The organism is Streptomyces musisoli (assembly GCF_016741855.1).
Classification (GTDB): Bacteria; Actinomycetota; Actinomycetes; order Streptomycetales; family Streptomycetaceae; genus Streptomyces; species Streptomyces musisoli.
Window position 1 is genome coordinate 205,352 of the sequence record NZ_JAERRH010000003.1, and the last position, 17,026, is coordinate 222,377.

At 74.5% G+C, this 17,026-nt stretch carries 11 protein-coding genes; 6 read left to right on the forward strand and 5 right to left on the reverse strand.

Annotated elements, in window-relative coordinates; all coding sequences use genetic code 11:
- Positions 1–74 precede the first annotated feature (74 nt).
- The 3 genes from JK361_RS09175 (at position 75) to JK361_RS09185 (ending at position 5,239) form a co-directional block, all read left to right on the forward strand.
- Positions 75–3,029 carry a glycoside hydrolase family 35 protein gene (locus JK361_RS09175; protein WP_201815221.1) on the forward strand — a complete coding sequence of 985 codons (2,955 nt, stop codon included), beginning with the start codon at positions 75–77 and terminating at the stop codon, positions 3,027–3,029.
- Between the two features lie 279 nt (positions 3,030–3,308).
- Positions 3,309–3,938, forward strand: coding sequence for a toxin-antitoxin system, toxin component family protein (locus JK361_RS09180; RefSeq protein WP_201816019.1), 630 nt, complete (start codon positions 3,309–3,311; stop codon positions 3,936–3,938).
- The gene (locus tag JK361_RS09185; protein WP_307787228.1) at positions 3,935–5,239 is read left to right on the forward strand and encodes an MAB_1171c family putative transporter; all 1,305 of its coding nucleotides are present in this window, start codon (positions 3,935–3,937) and stop codon (positions 5,237–5,239) included. Before JK361_RS09180 ends, JK361_RS09185 begins: the two co-directional genes overlap by 4 nt.
- Here JK361_RS09185 and JK361_RS09190 read toward each other — a convergent pair.
- On the reverse strand, positions 5,133–5,978 hold the full coding sequence (locus JK361_RS09190; protein ID WP_201815222.1) for an SMP-30/gluconolactonase/LRE family protein: 846 nt from the start codon (positions 5,976–5,978) through the stop codon (positions 5,133–5,135). The two genes, JK361_RS09185 and JK361_RS09190, sit on opposite strands and share 107 nt — an antisense overlap.
- Positions 5,975–6,748 carry an IclR family transcriptional regulator gene (locus tag JK361_RS09195; RefSeq protein ID WP_201815223.1) on the reverse strand — a complete coding sequence of 258 codons (774 nt, stop codon included), beginning with the start codon at positions 6,746–6,748 and terminating at the stop codon, positions 5,975–5,977. Before JK361_RS09195 ends, JK361_RS09190 begins: the two co-directional genes overlap by 4 nt.
- Positions 6,749–6,868: 120 nt before the next feature.
- Here JK361_RS09195 and JK361_RS09200 point away from each other — a divergent pair, with 120 nt between their 5' ends.
- Positions 6,869–7,459 carry a hypothetical protein gene (locus JK361_RS09200; protein WP_201815224.1) on the forward strand — a complete coding sequence of 197 codons (591 nt, stop codon included), beginning with the start codon at positions 6,869–6,871 and terminating at the stop codon, positions 7,457–7,459.
- 41 nt (positions 7,460–7,500) lie between these two features.
- Here JK361_RS09200 and JK361_RS09205 read toward each other — a convergent pair whose 3' ends face one another.
- Complete coding sequence (locus tag JK361_RS09205; RefSeq protein WP_201815225.1) at positions 7,501–8,334, reverse strand: oxidoreductase; 834 nt, start codon at positions 8,332–8,334, stop codon at positions 7,501–7,503.
- Between the two features lie 291 nt (positions 8,335–8,625).
- Positions 8,626–9,504 carry an ATP-grasp domain-containing protein gene (locus JK361_RS09210; protein WP_201815226.1) on the reverse strand — a complete coding sequence of 293 codons (879 nt, stop codon included), beginning with the start codon at positions 9,502–9,504 and terminating at the stop codon, positions 8,626–8,628.
- Between the two features lie 287 nt (positions 9,505–9,791).
- Between JK361_RS09210 and JK361_RS09215 the strand changes: the two genes are divergently transcribed.
- Together JK361_RS09215 and JK361_RS09220 are read left to right on the forward strand one after the other, a co-directional pair.
- A complete protein-coding gene (locus tag JK361_RS09215) occupies positions 9,792–11,276 on the forward strand; it encodes an acyl-CoA synthetase (protein WP_372448698.1) in 1,485 nt (494 codons plus the stop codon).
- The gene (locus tag JK361_RS09220) at positions 11,269–12,945 is read left to right on the forward strand and encodes a carboxyl transferase domain-containing protein (protein WP_201815227.1); all 1,677 of its coding nucleotides are present in this window, start codon (positions 11,269–11,271) and stop codon (positions 12,943–12,945) included. Before JK361_RS09215 ends, JK361_RS09220 begins: the two co-directional genes overlap by 8 nt.
- Before the next feature lie 257 nt (positions 12,946–13,202).
- On the opposite strand, the gene JK361_RS09225 is transcribed toward JK361_RS09220, so the two are convergent.
- On the reverse strand, positions 13,203–16,835 hold the full coding sequence (locus JK361_RS09225) for a S8 family serine peptidase (RefSeq protein ID WP_201815228.1): 3,633 nt from the start codon (positions 16,833–16,835) through the stop codon (positions 13,203–13,205).
- Positions 16,836–17,026: the final 191 nt, after the last annotated feature.

Genomic DNA, 17,026 nt, shown 5'->3' on the forward strand with positions numbered 1-17,026 from the left:
GGGTCCATTGTGAGGCGTGTCGCCGTGGAGAATGGCGGGACCGGCCCCCCGCAAGCTCGCCCGGAGGATCCACCTTGGCGCTCAGCAGACGTACCTTCAGTGCCCTGGCAGGCTCTGCCGCGCTCGGTCTCGCCCTGGGCGGCAGCGGCGGCCCCGGGGCCTTCTCGGCGTACGCGGGCGGCAGCGCTCCGACCGGTCCGGCGCCCGCTCCGCCGAGCGCCGACGGCGAGCAGCACACCATCGGGTACGACCGCCACTCGCTGCTCGTCGACGGGCGGCGGCTGGTGGTGTGGTCCGGCGAGATGCATCCCTTCCGGCTGCCGAGTCCGTCGCTGTGGCGGGACGTGCTCCAGAAGATGCGGGCGCACGGCTACAACGCCGTCAGCATCTACGTGGCCTGGAACTACCACTCGTCCGCTCCCGGTGTGTACGACTTCTCCGGCGTCCGCGACCTCGACGGGTTCCTGCGCATGGCCGCGGAGACGGGGCTGTACGTCATCCTGCGGCCCGGCCCTTACATCAACGCCGAGGTCGACGGCGGCGGCTTCCCCGGCTGGCTGACCGCGACGCGGGGCACGGCCCGGACCGACGACCCGACGTATCTGTCGCACGTCGACGAGTGGCTCACCCAGGTGAACCGGATCGTCCGCCGGCACCTGTACACGCAGGGCACCGGCACGGTCCTGCTGTACCAGATCGAGAACGAGTACGACGCCCACGTGCGGGAGGCCACCGGCCGGAACTACATGGCCCACCTCTACCGCAAGGTGCGGGCCGACGGGATCGACGTCCCGCTGTTCCACAACGACAAGGGGCGCAACGGCTACTGGGTCCCCGGCTCCTTCGACACCGGCGGTGAGAAGGGCGGCTGGCTGTACGGGTTCGACGGCTACCCCTCGCCCTCCAAGACCCCGCCGGACTGGGGGCACTTCGGCCCCGGCGGGGCGAAGGGCGGGGCCACCGCCTCGCCCAGCACGCCCGGGTTCCTGCCCGAGTTCGGGGGCGGCTGGTTCGACCCCTGGGGCGGGGCCGAGTTCGACGGCAAGGGGTACGCCGAGTCGCGGCGCACCCGGGACGCGGCCTACGAGCGCCGCTTCCATCTGACCAACCTGGCCAACGGACTCACCCTGCACAACGTGTACATGACGTTCGGCGGGACCTCCTGGGGCTGGCTGCCCGCGCCCGTCGTCTACACGTCGTACGACTACGGCGCCGCGATCGACGAGGGGCGGAACGTCACCGACAAGATCGCCCCGATGCACCAGCTCGGACACCTGCTCCAGCGCGTGCCCGACTTCGCCAAGCTGGACCGGGCGGCGGACGTCACGGCCGAGGGGCTGAAGGTCTACCACCTGACCAACCACGACACCGGCGCGCACGTGTACATCGCGCGCAACGACGGCACGGAGGCGGTCACCACCGACCTGCCGACCGACGCCGGCGACCTGCGGATCACCGTGCCCGGCAAGGACGCCAGGCTGCTGACCACCGGGCTGGCGCTGGGCGGCCGCACCCTGAAGTACTCGACCGCCGCACCCATGCTGTGCCTGTCCGTGGGCCGGCAGGACATCGCCGTGTTCACGGGACGGCGCGACGACATGGCCGAGCTGGTGCTGGACTGCCGGGCCGAGCCGCTCGTCGAGCGGCTGGACCCGGAGGCCGGCTGGGCCTACAACCGGGGCGAGGTGCATGTGAACGTGCCCCTCGGGCAGGGCGGTCTGACCCGGGTGCTGGTGCAGAAGGGCGACAGCGACACCCCGCTGGTGCTGCTCTTCGCCGACGACGCCACCGCCGTCCGCCTGTTCCCGTACGACACCCCGTCCGGGACGCTCCTGGCGTACGGCATGGCGCTGCTGCGGCACGCGGAGCTGCGCGGCTCGGAGGTCCACCTGACCGGTGACATCACCGAGCGGACGACCCTGGAGGTGTGGGCTCCGCGCGGGATCGACACGCTGGTGTGGAACGGGCGCAAGCTGTCCACCCGGGTCACCCGCTCCGGCAGCCTGATGACCAGCGAGATGGTGCCGGACGTGCCCGAGGTGCGGCTGCCCGCGCTGGGCGGCTGGCGGATGCGGACGGAGAACCCGGAGGCGGGCCCGAACTTCGACGACTCGTCGTGGAAGGCGGCCGACCGGACCTCGACGTTCAGCACGACGGCGGTCCCGGACGGCGGTCCCGTGCTGTTCGCCGACGACTACGGCTTCCACTACGGCGACGTCTGGTACCGGGGCTCCTTCACCGGCGCGGCCGGCATCGAGGAGGTCTCGCTCGACTACAGCACCGGCACACAGGGCCTGCTGATGGCGTGGCTGGACGGTGAGCCGCTGGGCACGCACCGGATGCCCGTGCCCGAGAAGGGCGCCACCGTCCGCAAGGGCAGCTGGACGGCGACGGCGGCCTTCCCGGTGGGCGAGCGGCTGCGCTCCCCCGGCCGGCATGTGCTGTCCGTGCTCGTCCGGCGCATGCAGCACGACGAGGACGGCAAGGCGCTGGACACGCACAAGGCGGCCCGCGGTCTGACGTCGGTCGCGTTCCGGGGCGCGTCCCCGGAGGTGAGCTGGCGCATCCAGGGCGAGGGGCCCGCCGACCCGGTGCGCGGGCCGATGAACAACGGCGGCCTGTACGGCGAGCGGGAGGGCTGGCATCTGCCCGGCTTCCGGGACCGGGACTGGGAGGAGGTGTCCTTCCCGCGTGCCGAGCGGTACCAGGGCGTCACCTGGTACCGGACCACGTTCCGGCTGTCGGTGCCGGCCGACGTCGACGCGTCGGTCGGCCTGACCCTGGACGACGACCCGTACCGGGCCTACCGCGCCCAGATCTTCCTCAACGGCTGGAACCTGGGCCAGTACATCAACGACGTCGGCCCGCAGCACACCTTCGTCCTGCCGAACGGGATCCTGCGCACCCGGGGCACCAACACCCTCGCGCTGGCGGTCCTTTCGGAGTACACCACGCTGTCGGGTCCCGGGTCGGCCCGGCTGACGCTGCTCGGCAGGGCGACCGGCGGGCTGCCGGTCGAGCCGGTCTGATCACGTTCCGGGACAGCGGTTCCGGTACGGCGGTGGGGGTGCCGTCCGTCGGGGCGGTGCCCTCGGACCGGTGCGGGGTGACCCGCTCGGGGCCGGCCGGGGTGCGGCGGGCGCCGGGGCCGGCGTCCGCGAGGGCGGTGTGCCGTCCATGGGCCGGACAGGGCCCACAGGTCGTTTCCTCTTGAACGACGGTCGCGGGAACGCATGACGCGGACACATCCAGCGCGTACCCTCGGACCAGCCGTGACCGGGCGGAAGGACGCGGAAGAAGGGGGACCGATGGGCATCGCGGGCGCGCGACGGCGGGCCGCGCGGTTCGCCTCGCGGCTGCGCCGCCCCGGCTTCGGCTCGGCGATGCGCTCCCTGGCCGACGAGCTCGCCGCGGCCGTCCGCACCCGCCCCGAGCCGCCCGACGGCGTACGGGAGTTGTGCCGGGCACTGTGCGAGGAGATGACCGCGCTGCGCGGCGGGCGGCCGGTCGAGCTGCGGTTCGAGCGGTTCCCGGACGAGATCGAAGTCACCGGGCTGTGGATCGAGTTCGCCGACTTCGACCTGGTCATCGTGGAGGAGCGGGCCGAGGCCGTGCAACAGCTGGTCATCCTGGGACACGAGTTGTGGCATCTGCACGCCGGCCACCGGCACCACCATCTGGTCGGCACGGTCGCGGCCCGCGCCCTCGCCGACGCGCCCGGCTGGCGGAACGCCGCCCTCACGGTGGCCGCCCGCAACGGCTCCCGGGAGGCCGACGAGGCCGAGGCCGAGGACTTCGGGCACCGGCTGGCCACCCTGTTCCGGGGCCACCTCCGCGGGGGCCGCCCCGGCCCGCCGGACCCCCTCCAGCGGGCTCTCGGCTATCGCGGACGCGAGCAGGCGGACCGGGCGCCCGGAAAGCAGGGCGTCGCGCGGTGACCCTGGCGGCGCCGGACCCCTCGGGCTTCCTCAGCGGGTTCTACATCTCCTTCTGGATCCCCGCGGCCGTACTCGCCGCCGCCCTGGCGATCAAGCTGCCCACGATCATCCGGCTGTGGCGGGACCCGTTGCTGCGCGCGGTCGGCGCCCTGCTGCTGCTCGCCTGTGCGGTGTTCGTGTTCTGCGTCCCGTCCACCATCGCCCGGGTCAACCGGGTCACCGGAGTGCCCAACGTCTCGGCGCCCTGGTGCTATTCGCTCATCACCGCGTTCAGCGGCTCCTGCCTGCTGCTCATCGTCACCTGGCGCAACGGCCCGTCCGGCCGCTCCGCCGCCACCCGCCGCGCGATGCGCTGGGTGTTCTCGGCGTACTCGGGGGTGATCGTCGCCCTGTGGGTGCTGTTCCTGCTTGCCGGCCGCCACGAGGAGCGGCTGCGGGACCTGGACACCTACTACGCCACCACGCCGTTCCTGCGCGAGGAGATCCTGCTCTACCTGGCCGCGCACACCGTGGCGTGCCTGATCACCGCGCGCCTGATCCGCGACTGGGTGCGCGCCGAGGGCCTGGACGCCTGGCTGCGCCGGGGCCTGAGGCTGCTGGGCGCCGGGTACGCGGCGAACCTGGTCTTCGACGCGGCGAAGCTGACCGCCGTCACCGCGCGCTGGTTCGGGCGGAACCCGGACTGGCTGAGCACCGACCTCGCGCCGCCCGTCGCCGCCCTCTCGGCCGTCCTCGTCGCCGTCGGCTTCATCCTGCCGCCCGCCGGCCAGTATCTGCGCGACCGCCGGCGGGTCAGGCTCGCCCACCGCGAACTGCGTCCGCTGTACCGGCTGTTGCGCGGACCGAGCGGCGCGGGCGTGCCGTTCGCGCTGCGCGCCACGCCCGAACTGCGGCTCACCCGGCGCGAGACGTACATCCGGGACGTGCTGCTGCCGCTGGACCGGCACATCGACACCGGCCTCGGCGCACGCTCCTACGACGCCGCCCTCACCCTCGGCCACCCGCCCGAGCGGGCCCGGGCGCTGGCCGCCGCGGTGTGCGTCCTCGACGCCGTCGAGAGGTCCCGTACGCCCAAGCCGCCCGGTCCGGCCGGCGGGCCCGGCACCGGGAACCTGCTCCATGAGATCGGGGCCGTCTCCCGGGCCCTGCGCCGTGCCGGCGACATCGAGGCGGTGCGCGCCCGGGCGGCCGGGCTCAGCCCGCGAACGCCGGTTGCGGCAGGCCCCGGCCCGCGTCCGGCACCACCAGCAGGGAGCCCGCCAACGGATGCGGTGCGGGCAGACCCGTGCGGGCCGTGGTGATGTACAGGTCGGTCAGGCCGGGGCCGCCGAACGCGCACGCGGTCGTCCGCGGCGCCGGCAAGGTGATCACCCGGTCCAGCTCACCGGCCGGCGTGTAGCGGCGCACCGCTCCCCCGTCCCACAGCGCCACCCACACACAGCCCTCAGCGTCGACCGTCAGGCCGTCCGGGAAGCCGGCGCCCTCCTCGATCTCCACCAGCGGGCGGCGGTCGTGGACGCCGTCCGGGTCGTGGTCGAAGACGTCCACGCGCCGGGTCGGGGTGTCGACGTAGTACATGAGGCGGCCGTCCGGACTCCAGCCGGTGCCGTTGCTGACCGTGACGTCCGGCAGGACCGTCCGCACGGTGCCGTCCCCCGTCAGCCGGGACAGCGTGCCGCCGCCGGCCGCCGCGTCGTAGCGCATCGTGCCGGCCCAGAGGGAGCCGTCCGGCGCCACCGCGGCGTCGTTCGCGCGGCGGCCGGCGACCGGCTCGTGGTGCAGCCAGCGGAAGCTGTCGTCGGGGTCCAGCAGGCCGACGCCGTCCCGCAGGTTCAGCACCAGGCCGCCGCCCGCGCGGGGCTTGGCCGCGCCTATGTGCTGCGGCGTCGTGCGGATGGTGCGTTGGCCGGTGGAGGGGGCGTAGGTGTGGATCCGCATGCCCAGGATGTCGAGCCAGACGAGCCGTCCCGTCACCGGGTCCCAGGTCGGGCCCTCGCCGAGCGCCGCCCGGGCCTCGACCGCGACCTCGTACGCCGTCATGCCGCGCTCCGGTGCCCCAGCCGCTCCGACAGCTCCGCCGCGCCCTTCGCGGCCAGTTGCTCCAGCTCGGTCCGGCGCTCGTCGCTCCAGCGGATCATCGGCACGGAGATGGACAGCGCGGCCACGACCTGGCCGGTGCGGTCGCGGACCGGCGCGGCCACGCAGGAGACGTCCGGGTTGGACTCGCGGCTCTCGACCGCGATCCCGTGCCGCCGGATCCCGGCCAGGGCCTCGCGCAGGGCGGCGGGATCGGTGATGCTGTTGGGCGTCATCGCGGTCAGCTCGGCGCCGTCCGGGATCCGCACGGCCAGCTCCGGCTCCGGCAGCGAGGCCAGCAGCATCTTGCCGACGGAGGTGCAGTGGGCGGGCAGCCGGCGGCCGGCCGCGGAGACCATGCGGACCGCGTGCGTGGAGTCGACCTTGGCGATGTAGATGACGTCGGTGCCCTCCAGGATCGCCACGTGGACCGTCTCGTCGCAGGTCTCGGCGACCGAGCGGGCCACCTGCTGGCCCTCGGCGGCGAGGTCGAGCTGCTCGGCGTACCGGCTGCCGAGCTGGTACGGGCGTACGCCGAGCCGGTACCGTCCGGGCTGTCCGGGCACCTGCACGATGTACGACCGTGCGGCGAGCGTGGTGACCAGCTCGTGCACGGTGGTGCGCGGCAGCTGCAGCTTGCGCACGATGTCGGGGGCGGAGAGCGTCCCGTCCCCGTCGAGGAACAGCTCAAGAATGTCGAGAGCCCGGGTCACGGCAGGCACGAGGCGTCCCACGTCCGGCCCCCTCCCTTGGGTCTAAGCGCCTGTCCGCGATATCGGCCGCCGAGGCGTTCGAGATATCAACAGGCGATCGGCATGACGAACATAGGCTAGTCAGGGAAGGTAGCGCGGGCAATGGCCGGGAACGGGCCGGGCACCATGGACGCCATGCGTCTCGACTTCCAGTTGGTGCTGCTGCGCCGCATGGCCGACCACAACCCGGACCTCGTCGAGGACGCCCGGCGGCGGCTGGGCGCGTCGGTCGCGGACATGCGGGAGACCAACAGGCGGTGGCAGGCGATGGTCCGCTCGCCGCGGGCCCGGGGCGCCGCCGCCCGGTACCGCGCCGTCCTCGGCGAACCCGAGTCGGTCCTGCCCCGCCGCCTCGGCGACGTCGACTGCGAGGCCCGGCGGTGGGCGCTGCCGCTCTGGCCTGGCCTGCGCTTCGAGGTGCTCGTCGGACCCGACGGCGGGGTCTGGAACGAGTGGCTGGTCCGGGCGCCGGACGCACCGGCCCCGCCCCTGCGCACCCTGGAGGATCTGACCCCCTGGTCGTGCACGGTGGACGAAGCGGCCCGCGCCTTCGCCCCCGCCCGCCCGCTGGAGGGGACCGCCCCCACCCGGTGGGGGCTGGCCTTCACCGCCCCCGACGTGAACGGTGAACGGCACGAGATGGTCGCCGAGTTCACCTGGGGGCTGCTCCAGCGGACGGCGGTCGTCGGCTGAGGCGTGCGAGGGCTACGGGGTGGAACCCCGTAGCCCTCGCGCTACGGGGTGTCGAACCCCGTCGCCCGCGTCTGCTTCTCCCAGTCGGTGACCTCCGCGCGGACCTGGTCGAGATGGCCCAGCACCGCGCTCACCCCGTCGTCACCGAGCGGCAGCCGCAGCGGGGTCCGCTCGGCCTCCAGCGCGGCCAGGATGACGGCCGCCGCCTTGGCCGGGTCGCCGGGCTGGGTGCCGTCGCCGCCGGAGACGGCGCCACGGGTCTCGCTCACCTTGGCGTACACCCCGCTGTCGGGGCTCGCCCCGGCCCGGCCGGCGCCGAACAGGGAGGTGCGGAACGCGCCCGGCTCCACGATCAGCACCTTGATGCCGAACTCCGCCACCTCGTCCGCGAGCGCCTCGGAGATGCCCTCCAGCGCGAACTTCGTGCCGCTGTAGGCGCCGAAGCCCGCGAAGGACATCTGCCCGCCCATGCTGCTCATCTGCACGATGGCGCCGGAGCGCCGCTCCCGCATGTGCGGCAGCACCGCCCGCACGAGCGCCACCGGCCCGAAGACGTGCAGGTCGAACAGGTCCCGCAGCTCCGCGTCGGTGGTCTCCTCGACCGCGCCGACGTGCGTGCGGCCCGCGTTGTTGACCAGCACGTCGATCCGGCCGTGGCGGGCCACGACGTCCCGCACCGCCGCGTCGACCGCGGCCAGGTCGGTCACGTCCAGGCGCAGCGCCTCCACCCGGCCGGGGTGGGCGGCCACCAGGTCGTCCAGCCCGTCGGGGCGGCGGGCCGCGCCGATCACCACGTCACCTGCGGCGACGGCCGCCTCGGCGATCTCCCGCCCGAAGCCACTGGTCGCCCCGGTCACCAGCCATACCTTGTCCATGACATCCCCCTCTTCGTCCTCGTACACATCGGATACAGCATCAGCCCGCGGCCGCGGGCGTCGCCGGTCCAGGAGCCACGGCGCGGTGCGGTGCGCCGCGGCCGAAGCACGCCGGATCCGTCCGGACCCCCTTCCGGGTCCTGTCCGGACAGGCCTTCCCGGTCCTGTCCGGACTCCCTTCCGGGTCCTTTCCTCGCTCCCTTCCGGGTCCTGCCCGGACTCCCTTCCCGGTCCTGTCGGCCCTTCCTGTCTGCCACGCTCCGGGCGACGACGCGAAGGGCCGGGCAGGGGCTAGGCGGGACCCTCGGCCGCCGTCAGGATCGCCTGCGTCACCCGCGGCAGCGACTCCGGGTGCAGCCACAGGAACAGGTTCGGCTCGACCAGCTCCAGTTCCATCAGGCGGGGCTCGCCGTCGTCGCCGTCCACCACGTCCACGCGCGCGTACAGCAGCCCGTGCGTGCCGGGCACGGACGCCAACGCCTTCTCGGCCACGGCGAGTTCGGCCTCCGTGGGCTCCCAGCGCTCCAGGTCCGGGTGGGCCACCTTGTCGGCGTCGTACGGAGTGCCGGGCGACAGGACGGCACCCTTCCGGCTGGCGTGCAGCAGCCGCCCGCCGAAGAACTGGAGCGCCCGCTCGCCGCGCACGTCGATGCCCGGCATGTACGGCTGCACCATCGCGGTGAGGCCCTCCGCGTGCATCCGCGCGAGCTGCCGTGCCGCGGTGTCGTGCTCGGCGGGCGTGTAGCGGGCGGCGAACCGGGCACCCGCGCCCGAGGTCGGCTTGATCACGAATTCGTGGCCGGCGGGCAGGACGGCCGGCTCACCGGGCGGTACGTAGCGGGTGGGCACGGTGGGCACACCGGCCGCCGCCAGCTCCCCCAGGTAGCGCTTGTCGGTGTTCCAGCGCACGACGGCGGCCGGGTTGGCCAGCCGGGTCAGCGTGCCGGTGCGCTCCACCCAGGCGGCGAACTCGGCGGCCCGCCAGCTGTAGTCCCAGGTCGAGCGGATGACCACCAGGTCGTAACCGCCCCAGTCCACCACCGGATCGTCCCAGTACCGCGCCTCCGCCTCGGCACCGGCGTCCGTGAGCGCCGCCGCCAGCACAGGCAGGTCGGTGTCCTTGCCCGGCTCGGCTCCGGGGTCGTAGGTGGCGAGGGCGATGCGGGGCACGGCGGGCTCCCTGTCGTACGACGGTTCGACGATCGGTGCGGCTGCGAGGCTAACAAGGCCGACGGGAACCGGGACAGCTCATTCGACCTTCCCCTTCGCGGGGAGCCCCGGCATCGGTGGCGGACGACGAGGAGCGCGGGGTGCGCATGGAGCGCCCTCCGCCTGCGGCGGGAGGGCCGGTCACCGCCCCGGGGCCCGGTGCCCCTCCGCGGAACGCTCCGCTCCTGGTGTAGGAAGGGTGTTGTCGTCCCCGCAGTCGGCACCGCCGACAGTAAGGAGTGCGCCGCGTGTCCTCTCTCTTCCCCGCTCTGACGGACGGCCCGGGTGAGCGCCGCGAGATGGGGGTCCCCCCGGACGAGGTCTGGGGGCGGGTCGCCCTGCGGTTCGGCCCGCGGACCCTGACGTACGGCGAGCTCGCGGGCGCCGCGGGTGCCCTCGCCGCCCGGATCGGGGAGGCGGGCCGGGTCGCCGTGTGGGCCACCCCGGAGCTGGAGACCGCCGTCGCGGTGACCGGCGCGCTGCTCGCCGGGGTGGCGGCGGTGCCGCTCAACCCTAAGTCGGGCGAGAAGGAACTGGCGCACATCCTCTCCGACAGCGCGCCCTCGCTGGTCCTCGCCGCGCCCGGTGCGGACCTGCCGCCCGTCTTCGGTGAGCTGCCCCGCATCGACGTCGACGCCCGCGCCGCCGGGCCCGTCCCCGCGCAGCGGGCGGCGGACGGCGACCCGGCGCTGATCGTCTACACCTCGGGCACCACCGGCCCGCCCAAGGGCGCGGTCCTGCCCCGCCGGGCCCTCGCCACCACCCTGGACGCGCTCGCCGACGCCTGGCAGTGGACGGGGGACGACGTGCTGGTGCAGGGGCTGCCGCTGTTCCATGTGCACGGGCTGGTGCTCGGTGTCCTCGGCCCGCTGCGCCGCGGCGGCTCGGTGCGGCACCTGGGGCGGTTCTCCCCCGAGGGCGTGGTCCGCGAGCTGAACGACGGCGCGACCATGATGTTCGGCGTGCCGACGATGTACCACCGCATCGCCGAGGCCCTGCCGGACGACCCGGAGCTGGCCAAGGCGCTCGCGCGGGCCCGGCTGCTGGTCTCGGGCTCGGCCGCGCTGCCGGTGCACGACCACGAGCGGATCGCGGCGGCGACCGGCCGGCGCGTGATCGAGCGGTACGGCATGACGGAGACGCTGATGAACACCAGCGTGCGGGCGGACGGGGAGGCCCGGGCCGGCACGGTCGGGGTACCGCTGCCGGGCGTACTGCTGCGGCTGGTGGAGGAGGACGGCACGGAGATCACCGCGTACGACGGGGAGAGCGTCGGCGAGATCCAGGTGCGCGGCCCGAACCTGTTCACCGAGTACCTGAACCGGCCCGACGCCACCGCCGCCGCGTTCACCGCCGACGGCTGGTTCCGCACCGGGGACATGGCCGTGCGCGAGCCCGACGGCTACGTCCGCATCGTCGGGCGCAAGGCCACCGACCTGATCAAGAGCGGTGGTTACAAGATCGGTGCCGGTGAGATCGAGAACGCGCTGCTGGAGCATGCGGGGGTGCGGGAGGCCGCGGTCACCGGGGAGCCGGACGCCGACCTGGGAGAGCGGATCGTCGCCTGGATCGTCCCCGCGGACCCGCAGGCACCGCCCGCCGCCGAGGAGCTGGCGGACCACGTGGCCCGCCGCCTCGCCCCGCACAAGCGCCCCCGCGTCGTGCGCTACCTGGAGGCGCTGCCGCGCAACGACATGGGGAAGATCATGAAGCGGGCCCTGGCCGATGTCTGAGCGGCTCTCGGCACGGGAGACCCTCGCGCTGGTGGCGGACGCGGGCAGTTTCCGTGAACTGCCCGCTCCACCACGGGAGTCGCCGCCGGACGGGCCACTCCGCTGGCAGGGCTACGACGCCTCCCGTGCCCGCGCCGCCGCGCGCACCGGCGAGCAGGAGTCGGTCGTCTGCGGCACCGCGAGCGTCGAGGGCACCCGGGCCGTGCTGATCGCCTTCGAGTTCGGCTTCCTGGGCGGCTCGCTGGGCGAACGCACCGGGGACCGGCTGGAGGCGGCGTACGGTCATGCCCGGGAACACCGGCTGCCGGTCGTGCCGTTGATCGCGACCGGGGGCAGCCGGATGCAGGAGGGCATGCTCGCGCTGACCCAACTCCAGCGGGTGGCCCGCCAGTCCGTGCTCACCCGCGAGGCCGGTCTGCCCCAGATCGCCGTCCTGCGGGACCCGACGACCGGCGGCGGCTGGGCCACGCTCGGCGCGGGCGCGGACGTCGTCCTGGCCCTGCCCGGCGCCCAGGTGGGCTTCGCCGGCTCCCGGGTCCGCCCGCCCGGCGCCGATCCGGCGGCCTACACGGCGGAGTCCCAGACGGCGGCGGGCTCGGCGGACGCGGTGGTACCGGCACGGGAGCTGAAGGAGACGCTGGGAAGGTGGCTACGGCTGCTGGCCGGACCGCCGGGGCCCACACCGGCCACCGGATCCGCACCGGCCACCGGACCCACGCAGGGCACCGGACCGATGGCGGACACCGGACCGATGGCGGGCACCGGGCTCACGCCGGGCGCCGGGCCGATAACGGGCACCGGGCTCACGCCGGGCGCCGGGCAGACAACGGGCACCAGAGCCACGCCATCCACCGAACCCACCCCGGACACCGACATCGCGCCGGGCGCCCGGTCCTTGGCAGGCACCGAACCCGCCCCGAGTACCGGACCCACGCTCAGCACCGGGTCCATGGCGGCCATCGAACCCACGCCGGGCATTTGGCCCACTGCGGGCATCGATCCCGCCCCGGTGCCGTTCGCCCTCGGGCGGGCCGGGCTGCCCGGCAGCGGGTGGGAGGCCGTCGGGCGGGCCCGGGCTCCCGAACGGCCGCGTGCACGCGCGTACCTGGACGCCTACTTCGGCGAACGGGTGCTGCTCGGCGGTGACCGGTGCGGCGGCCGCGATCCCGACGGGATGCTGTGCGGGTTCGGTGAGCGGGACGGCCGTACCGTGGCCTACGCGGCGCAGACCGGGACGGCGACCCGGCCCGCCGGGTACCGCACCGCCGCCCGGCTGATCCGGCTCGCGGACCGGCTCGGCATCCCGGTGCTGACGCTGGTGGACACCCCGGGCGCCGCCAACGACGCGGAGGCGGAACGGCAGGGGGCCGGGGCCGCGATCGCCGAGGTGTTCGCGGCCGTGGCCGCCGCGCGGGTGCCGGTCACCACGCTGGTCATCGGCGAGGGCGGCTCCGGCGGGGCGCTCGCACTGGCCGCGCCCGGCAACACCTGGGCCACGCCGGACAGCTACTTCTCGGTGATCGCGCCCGAACTCGCGGCGGCGATCCTCAAGCGTCCGCCCGAGGCCGTGGAGGCGACCGCGGACGAGCTGCGCATCCGGCCGCAGGACCTGGTGGAACTGGGAGTGGTCCGCGGCGTAGTCGCCCCCGCGAACCACCCCCGGCCCTGAGCCACGAGCGCCTGAGCCACGGACCCGGGCGAGGCGTCGTCGGACCCGCGGACCATCCGCGACCCGAGCCACCCCAAGCCCCGAGCCACCAGACCACCCCAAGCGCTGGGCCACCGGACCGGTCCCGGCCCCGAGCCGCTGGACCCAGGCCCCCGGGCGAGGCGTCGTCGGGCCCGCGGACCACCCCGCGGCCCCGGCCCCGCCCCTGAGCCACCGGTCCTCTCCCGGCTCTCTGGACCACCGGCCCCGGCCCCGGGCTACCGGACCGTCAGCGCTCGGATGATCTCCTGGGTCACCGAGCCGCCCTTGTCGTCGTGGGCCGAGGCCCGCAGGGAGACATGGGCGGCCTCGCGGGGCACGGACAGCGTGCCGTGCCAGGAGGCGCCCCGGCCGGCGGTCAGCGGGACCGTCCGCCAGGTCGTGCCGTCGTCGTACGACACCTCCAGCCGGCCGCCGCCGAGGGTGCCGGTGCCGGCCGCCCCCGCCACGTACCCGGCGCCGATCCCGACCGGGATCCGGTGTCCGCCGCGCACCGTGCCGGCGAGGTCCGTGTCGACGTCGAAGGCGAGGTTGACGAGCGGCAGGTAGGTCCAGTGGTCCTCCGGGGTGGCCGCGGACCGGAAGGTCCACTCGGTGTGGCCCTTCGTGGCGGGCTGCCACCGGCCGGCGTCCAGCGCGGTGTCGGTGACCACCTTGTAGGCGCGTTCGTCGGCGGGCGCGTCCCAGACGTAGGCGGCGGAGCCGCTGCCCCGGTCGACGAGCGTGCCGTCCAGGTAGACGGCGGTGGTCTGGCTCATCCCGCTGCCGTCGCTCCACACGTCGCCGAAGCCGGTGTGGTCGGGCCCGGAGTCGCCCCACCCGGGGGTGTTCAACTGGATCCGGTTCCCGGCGCGTTGCTGCCCCCAGCCCAGCCCGGTGCCCAGCCACGGGTGCCACACCGGACGGAACCAGTGCAGCTCCGGACGCGACCCGCCGTCGTACCGCACCAGGCCGCCGCGCTCCTCCAGCGCGCCGTCGCGGGCGGTGACGGACTCGTGCCACAGCTGCCCGGGGCCGGTGGAGACGTAGTCGGTGCGCTCGGCGGGCAGGTCGACGCGCTCGGGGAAACCGAGGCCGATCGGGAAGGTGTCGGTGATCGAGTACCGGAACTCGCCGCCGTCCACCGGTTCCGCCGCGTGGAACGCGACGTGGACGGCGGCGAGCTGCCGGCCGGAGGGTGCGTAGGTGAGGTCCCGGTCCGGGATCGCGCCCCGGTGGCCCTCGGACAGGTCGTACACGTAGGGCGGGTTGCGGGTGCCGGTCATGTCGACGCGTCCGGCCGCCCGCAGCCGGGCCGCGTCCGCCCGGTTCACCGTGGCGATCTGGAGCGGCCGGCCGGCGTTGTCGTCGGTGCCCCACCAGGCCATCAGCCGGCCGGGCGCGTCGTCCGTCACGAACAGCGCCCGGGCGCCCGCGTCCTGGGCGGCCTGGGCGAGGGCGGCGGGGTCGGCGCCGTCGGCGAGGCGGGCGAGCACCGCCTTGCCCGACACGCCGGTGAGCAGCCCGTCCCCGACGTCGACGAGCGGCAGCCGGGTGCGCCCCTCGAGCAGGGTGCCGCCGGCCTGTACGGTCGCCTCGCCGATCCCCTCGACCTCCAGCCGAGGCTTGGCGAGCCGCCACACGGTGCGGTACTCGAAGGTGCCCCGGGTGACCTTCCGGGTGGGGGCCGCGAAGACGCTGTCGTAGGTCAGGGGCACCTGGACCGCTTCGAACAGGTCCGCACCGTCCGCCGTCCGGTCGTACTCCATGAGCAGCTGGTGCGTCTCCGTGCGCCGGGCGACGTCCGCCCCGACCTCCCGCAGCTCGCGCCCGTCCAGGGTGACCTCGCGGTCGCGGTCGAGGGAGATCTCGGGGGCCGCGAGGAAGCCGAGGCCGAGCGAGTCGGCGCCGTGGCTGCCGCGCACGTCGAGGAAGGAGGCCACGCTGTACGTGCCCGGCTCCAGCCGGAGTTCGAGGGTTCCGGAGTCACCGACGTGCGCGGGCGCGGCCTCCTCGCCCGCGGCGAGCCGCTGCACGGTGAGGTCGGCGGCCGTGGGCGCGCCGTCGCGGTCCTTCACATGGACGGTGAGCGTGTACCGCTCCTCCTCCTTGACCAGGCCGAACACGGTGTGCGCGAGCGGCGTGCCGTCGGGGCCGGTTGCCACGATCTGCCCGCTCGTCTCCCCCACCGGTGCCTTCGAGCCGTCGCCGGTGACGGTGGTGGACGCGGTGCCGTGGGCGGGGACGGTGAGGGTGTCCCGGGCGAGTTCGGCGACGCCGTCCGGCGCGCCCTGCACCGACAGCTTCAGCGGGACCGGCGCGTCGGACCGGTTGGTGTAGGTGACGGTCCGGGTGACCGGCTTGTCCGCGTCGTACGGCCAGCTGTGGAAGCCGAGGTCTGCGCTGCCGGTGGCGGTGACGTCCGCCCGCACCGCCTCGGGCACGCTCAGCCGCCCCGCGCCGAGCACATAGGCGGACGCGTCGAGCCGGCCGGAGGTGGACATCAGCGCGTCCTTCAGCCGGTCGCCGGTCCAGTCGGGGTGTTCCTCGGCGAGCAGGGCGGCCACTCCCGCGACATGCGGGGTCGCCATGGAGGTGCCGCTCATGGAGGTGTAGTAGCCGCTGCCGGGGACGAGTTGGGAGCGGGCGGCGAGGATGTCGACGCCGGGGGCCGATATGTCGGGCTTCAGGGCGTTGTCGCCGAACCGGGGCCCGGCGGAGGTGAAGTAGGCCGGCTGGTCGGCGGAGTCCACCGCGGCGACGGTGAGGGCGGCGTCGGCGGCGCCGGGCGAGCCGATGGAGGAGGGAGCGCCCGTGTTGCCGGCGGCGACGACGAAGAGCGCCCCGGTCTCCCGCGAGAGGGTGTTCACCGCCTGCGCCATCGGGTCGGTGCCGTCGCTGGCCTCCGTCGAGCCCAGACTCATGGAGACGATCCTGGCGTGCACGTCCCGTGCCGCCCACTCCATCCCCGCGATGATCTGGGACTCGCTGCCCGAGCCCTGGTCGCCGAGCACCTTGCCGACGGCGAGCGTGGCGCCGGGCGCGACCCCCTTCTCCCTGCCGTCGGAGGCGGCGCCGCTGCCGCCGACGGTGGAGGTGACGTGGGTGCCGTGGCCGTTGCGGTCGGCGACCTCCTGCCCCTCGACGAAGCTCCTGGCGGCGGTGACCCGGTCCTTCAGGTCGGGGTGGGAGAGGTCGGCGCCGGTGTCCAGGACGGCGACGGTGACGCCCTTGCCGGTCAGCCCCGCCGCCCAGGCCGCCTCCGTGCCGATCTGGGCGTTGCTCTCGGCCATGTCGGCCTCGACCCGCCCGTCCAGCCACACCTTGTCGATGCCGGGGGCCCGGGTGAACGACCGCCAGAAGGCGCGTCCCCTGCCGGCCTCCACGGCGGCACCGCGCAGGCTGGGCAGGGCGCGGATCCGCTCGGCGCCTGCGGGGGTCGCGGCCCGCGCGTTCCTGTCGTAGGTGACGATCAGCGGCAGCGCGTCGGCCTCGGCGTCGGTGAGCCCCTGCCGGATCAGCCCGCCGACGTCGAACAGCCGCCGGTCCAGTGTGCCGGCGCGCAGATACGGCAGCGCCTCGTCCGGTACGACGGTGAGGTGGCCGTCGCTCGAACCGGTCCGTACGGCGCCGGTGGCCCCGCGGGGCCGCTGAACGGTGACGGTCTTCCTGCCCTGGCCGAGATCGGTGACGGTCACCTTGTCGCCGGTGACGAGGGTGACGGTCGTGGGGGTGGTGGCGGGGGTGGTGGCGCCGGCCGGGGGGTGTGCGGCCGAAGTCCCTCGCGCATGCGCGGGGCCGGCCGGGAGCAGGGCGCTCACCAGCGCCGCCGCCAGCAGAGCCGTGCCGCGTCTGACTGGTCCTGTGCTCATCCACGCCTCTTCTCGTGTGTGTCGAGCGTGTCGCGTGCAGGGACGAGTGTGATGTGCCGTTTCCTGAACAGGAGTTGATCGTTCCTGACGGAAAGGCGCCCTGGCGGGTTCTCGCCAACCTCGGACGCGGCCTTGCCACTGGCGTTTTCCGATGGGACACCCGAAGCACCGTCCGTAACATAGGAGTTGTC

Excerpts from the sequence above, each read along its gene's own strand:
- JK361_RS09180 (WP_201816019.1), top strand. The coding sequence starts at position 3,309 with ATGGGCATCGCGGGCGCGCGACGGCGGGCCGCGCGGTTCGCCTCGCGG.
- JK361_RS09205 (WP_201815225.1), bottom strand. The coding sequence starts at position 8,334 with ATGGACAAGGTATGGCTGGTGACCGGGGCGACCAGTGGCTTCGGGCGG.
- JK361_RS09225 (WP_201815228.1), bottom strand. The coding sequence starts at position 16,835 with ATGAGCACAGGACCAGTCAGACGCGGCACGGCTCTGCTGGCGGCGGCG.
- JK361_RS09190 (WP_201815222.1), bottom strand. The coding sequence starts at position 5,978 with ATGACGGCGTACGAGGTCGCGGTCGAGGCCCGGGCGGCGCTCGGCGAG.
- JK361_RS09200 (WP_201815224.1), top strand. The coding sequence starts at position 6,869 with ATGGCCGGGAACGGGCCGGGCACCATGGACGCCATGCGTCTCGACTTC.
- JK361_RS09220 (WP_201815227.1), top strand. The coding sequence starts at position 11,269 with ATGTCTGAGCGGCTCTCGGCACGGGAGACCCTCGCGCTGGTGGCGGAC.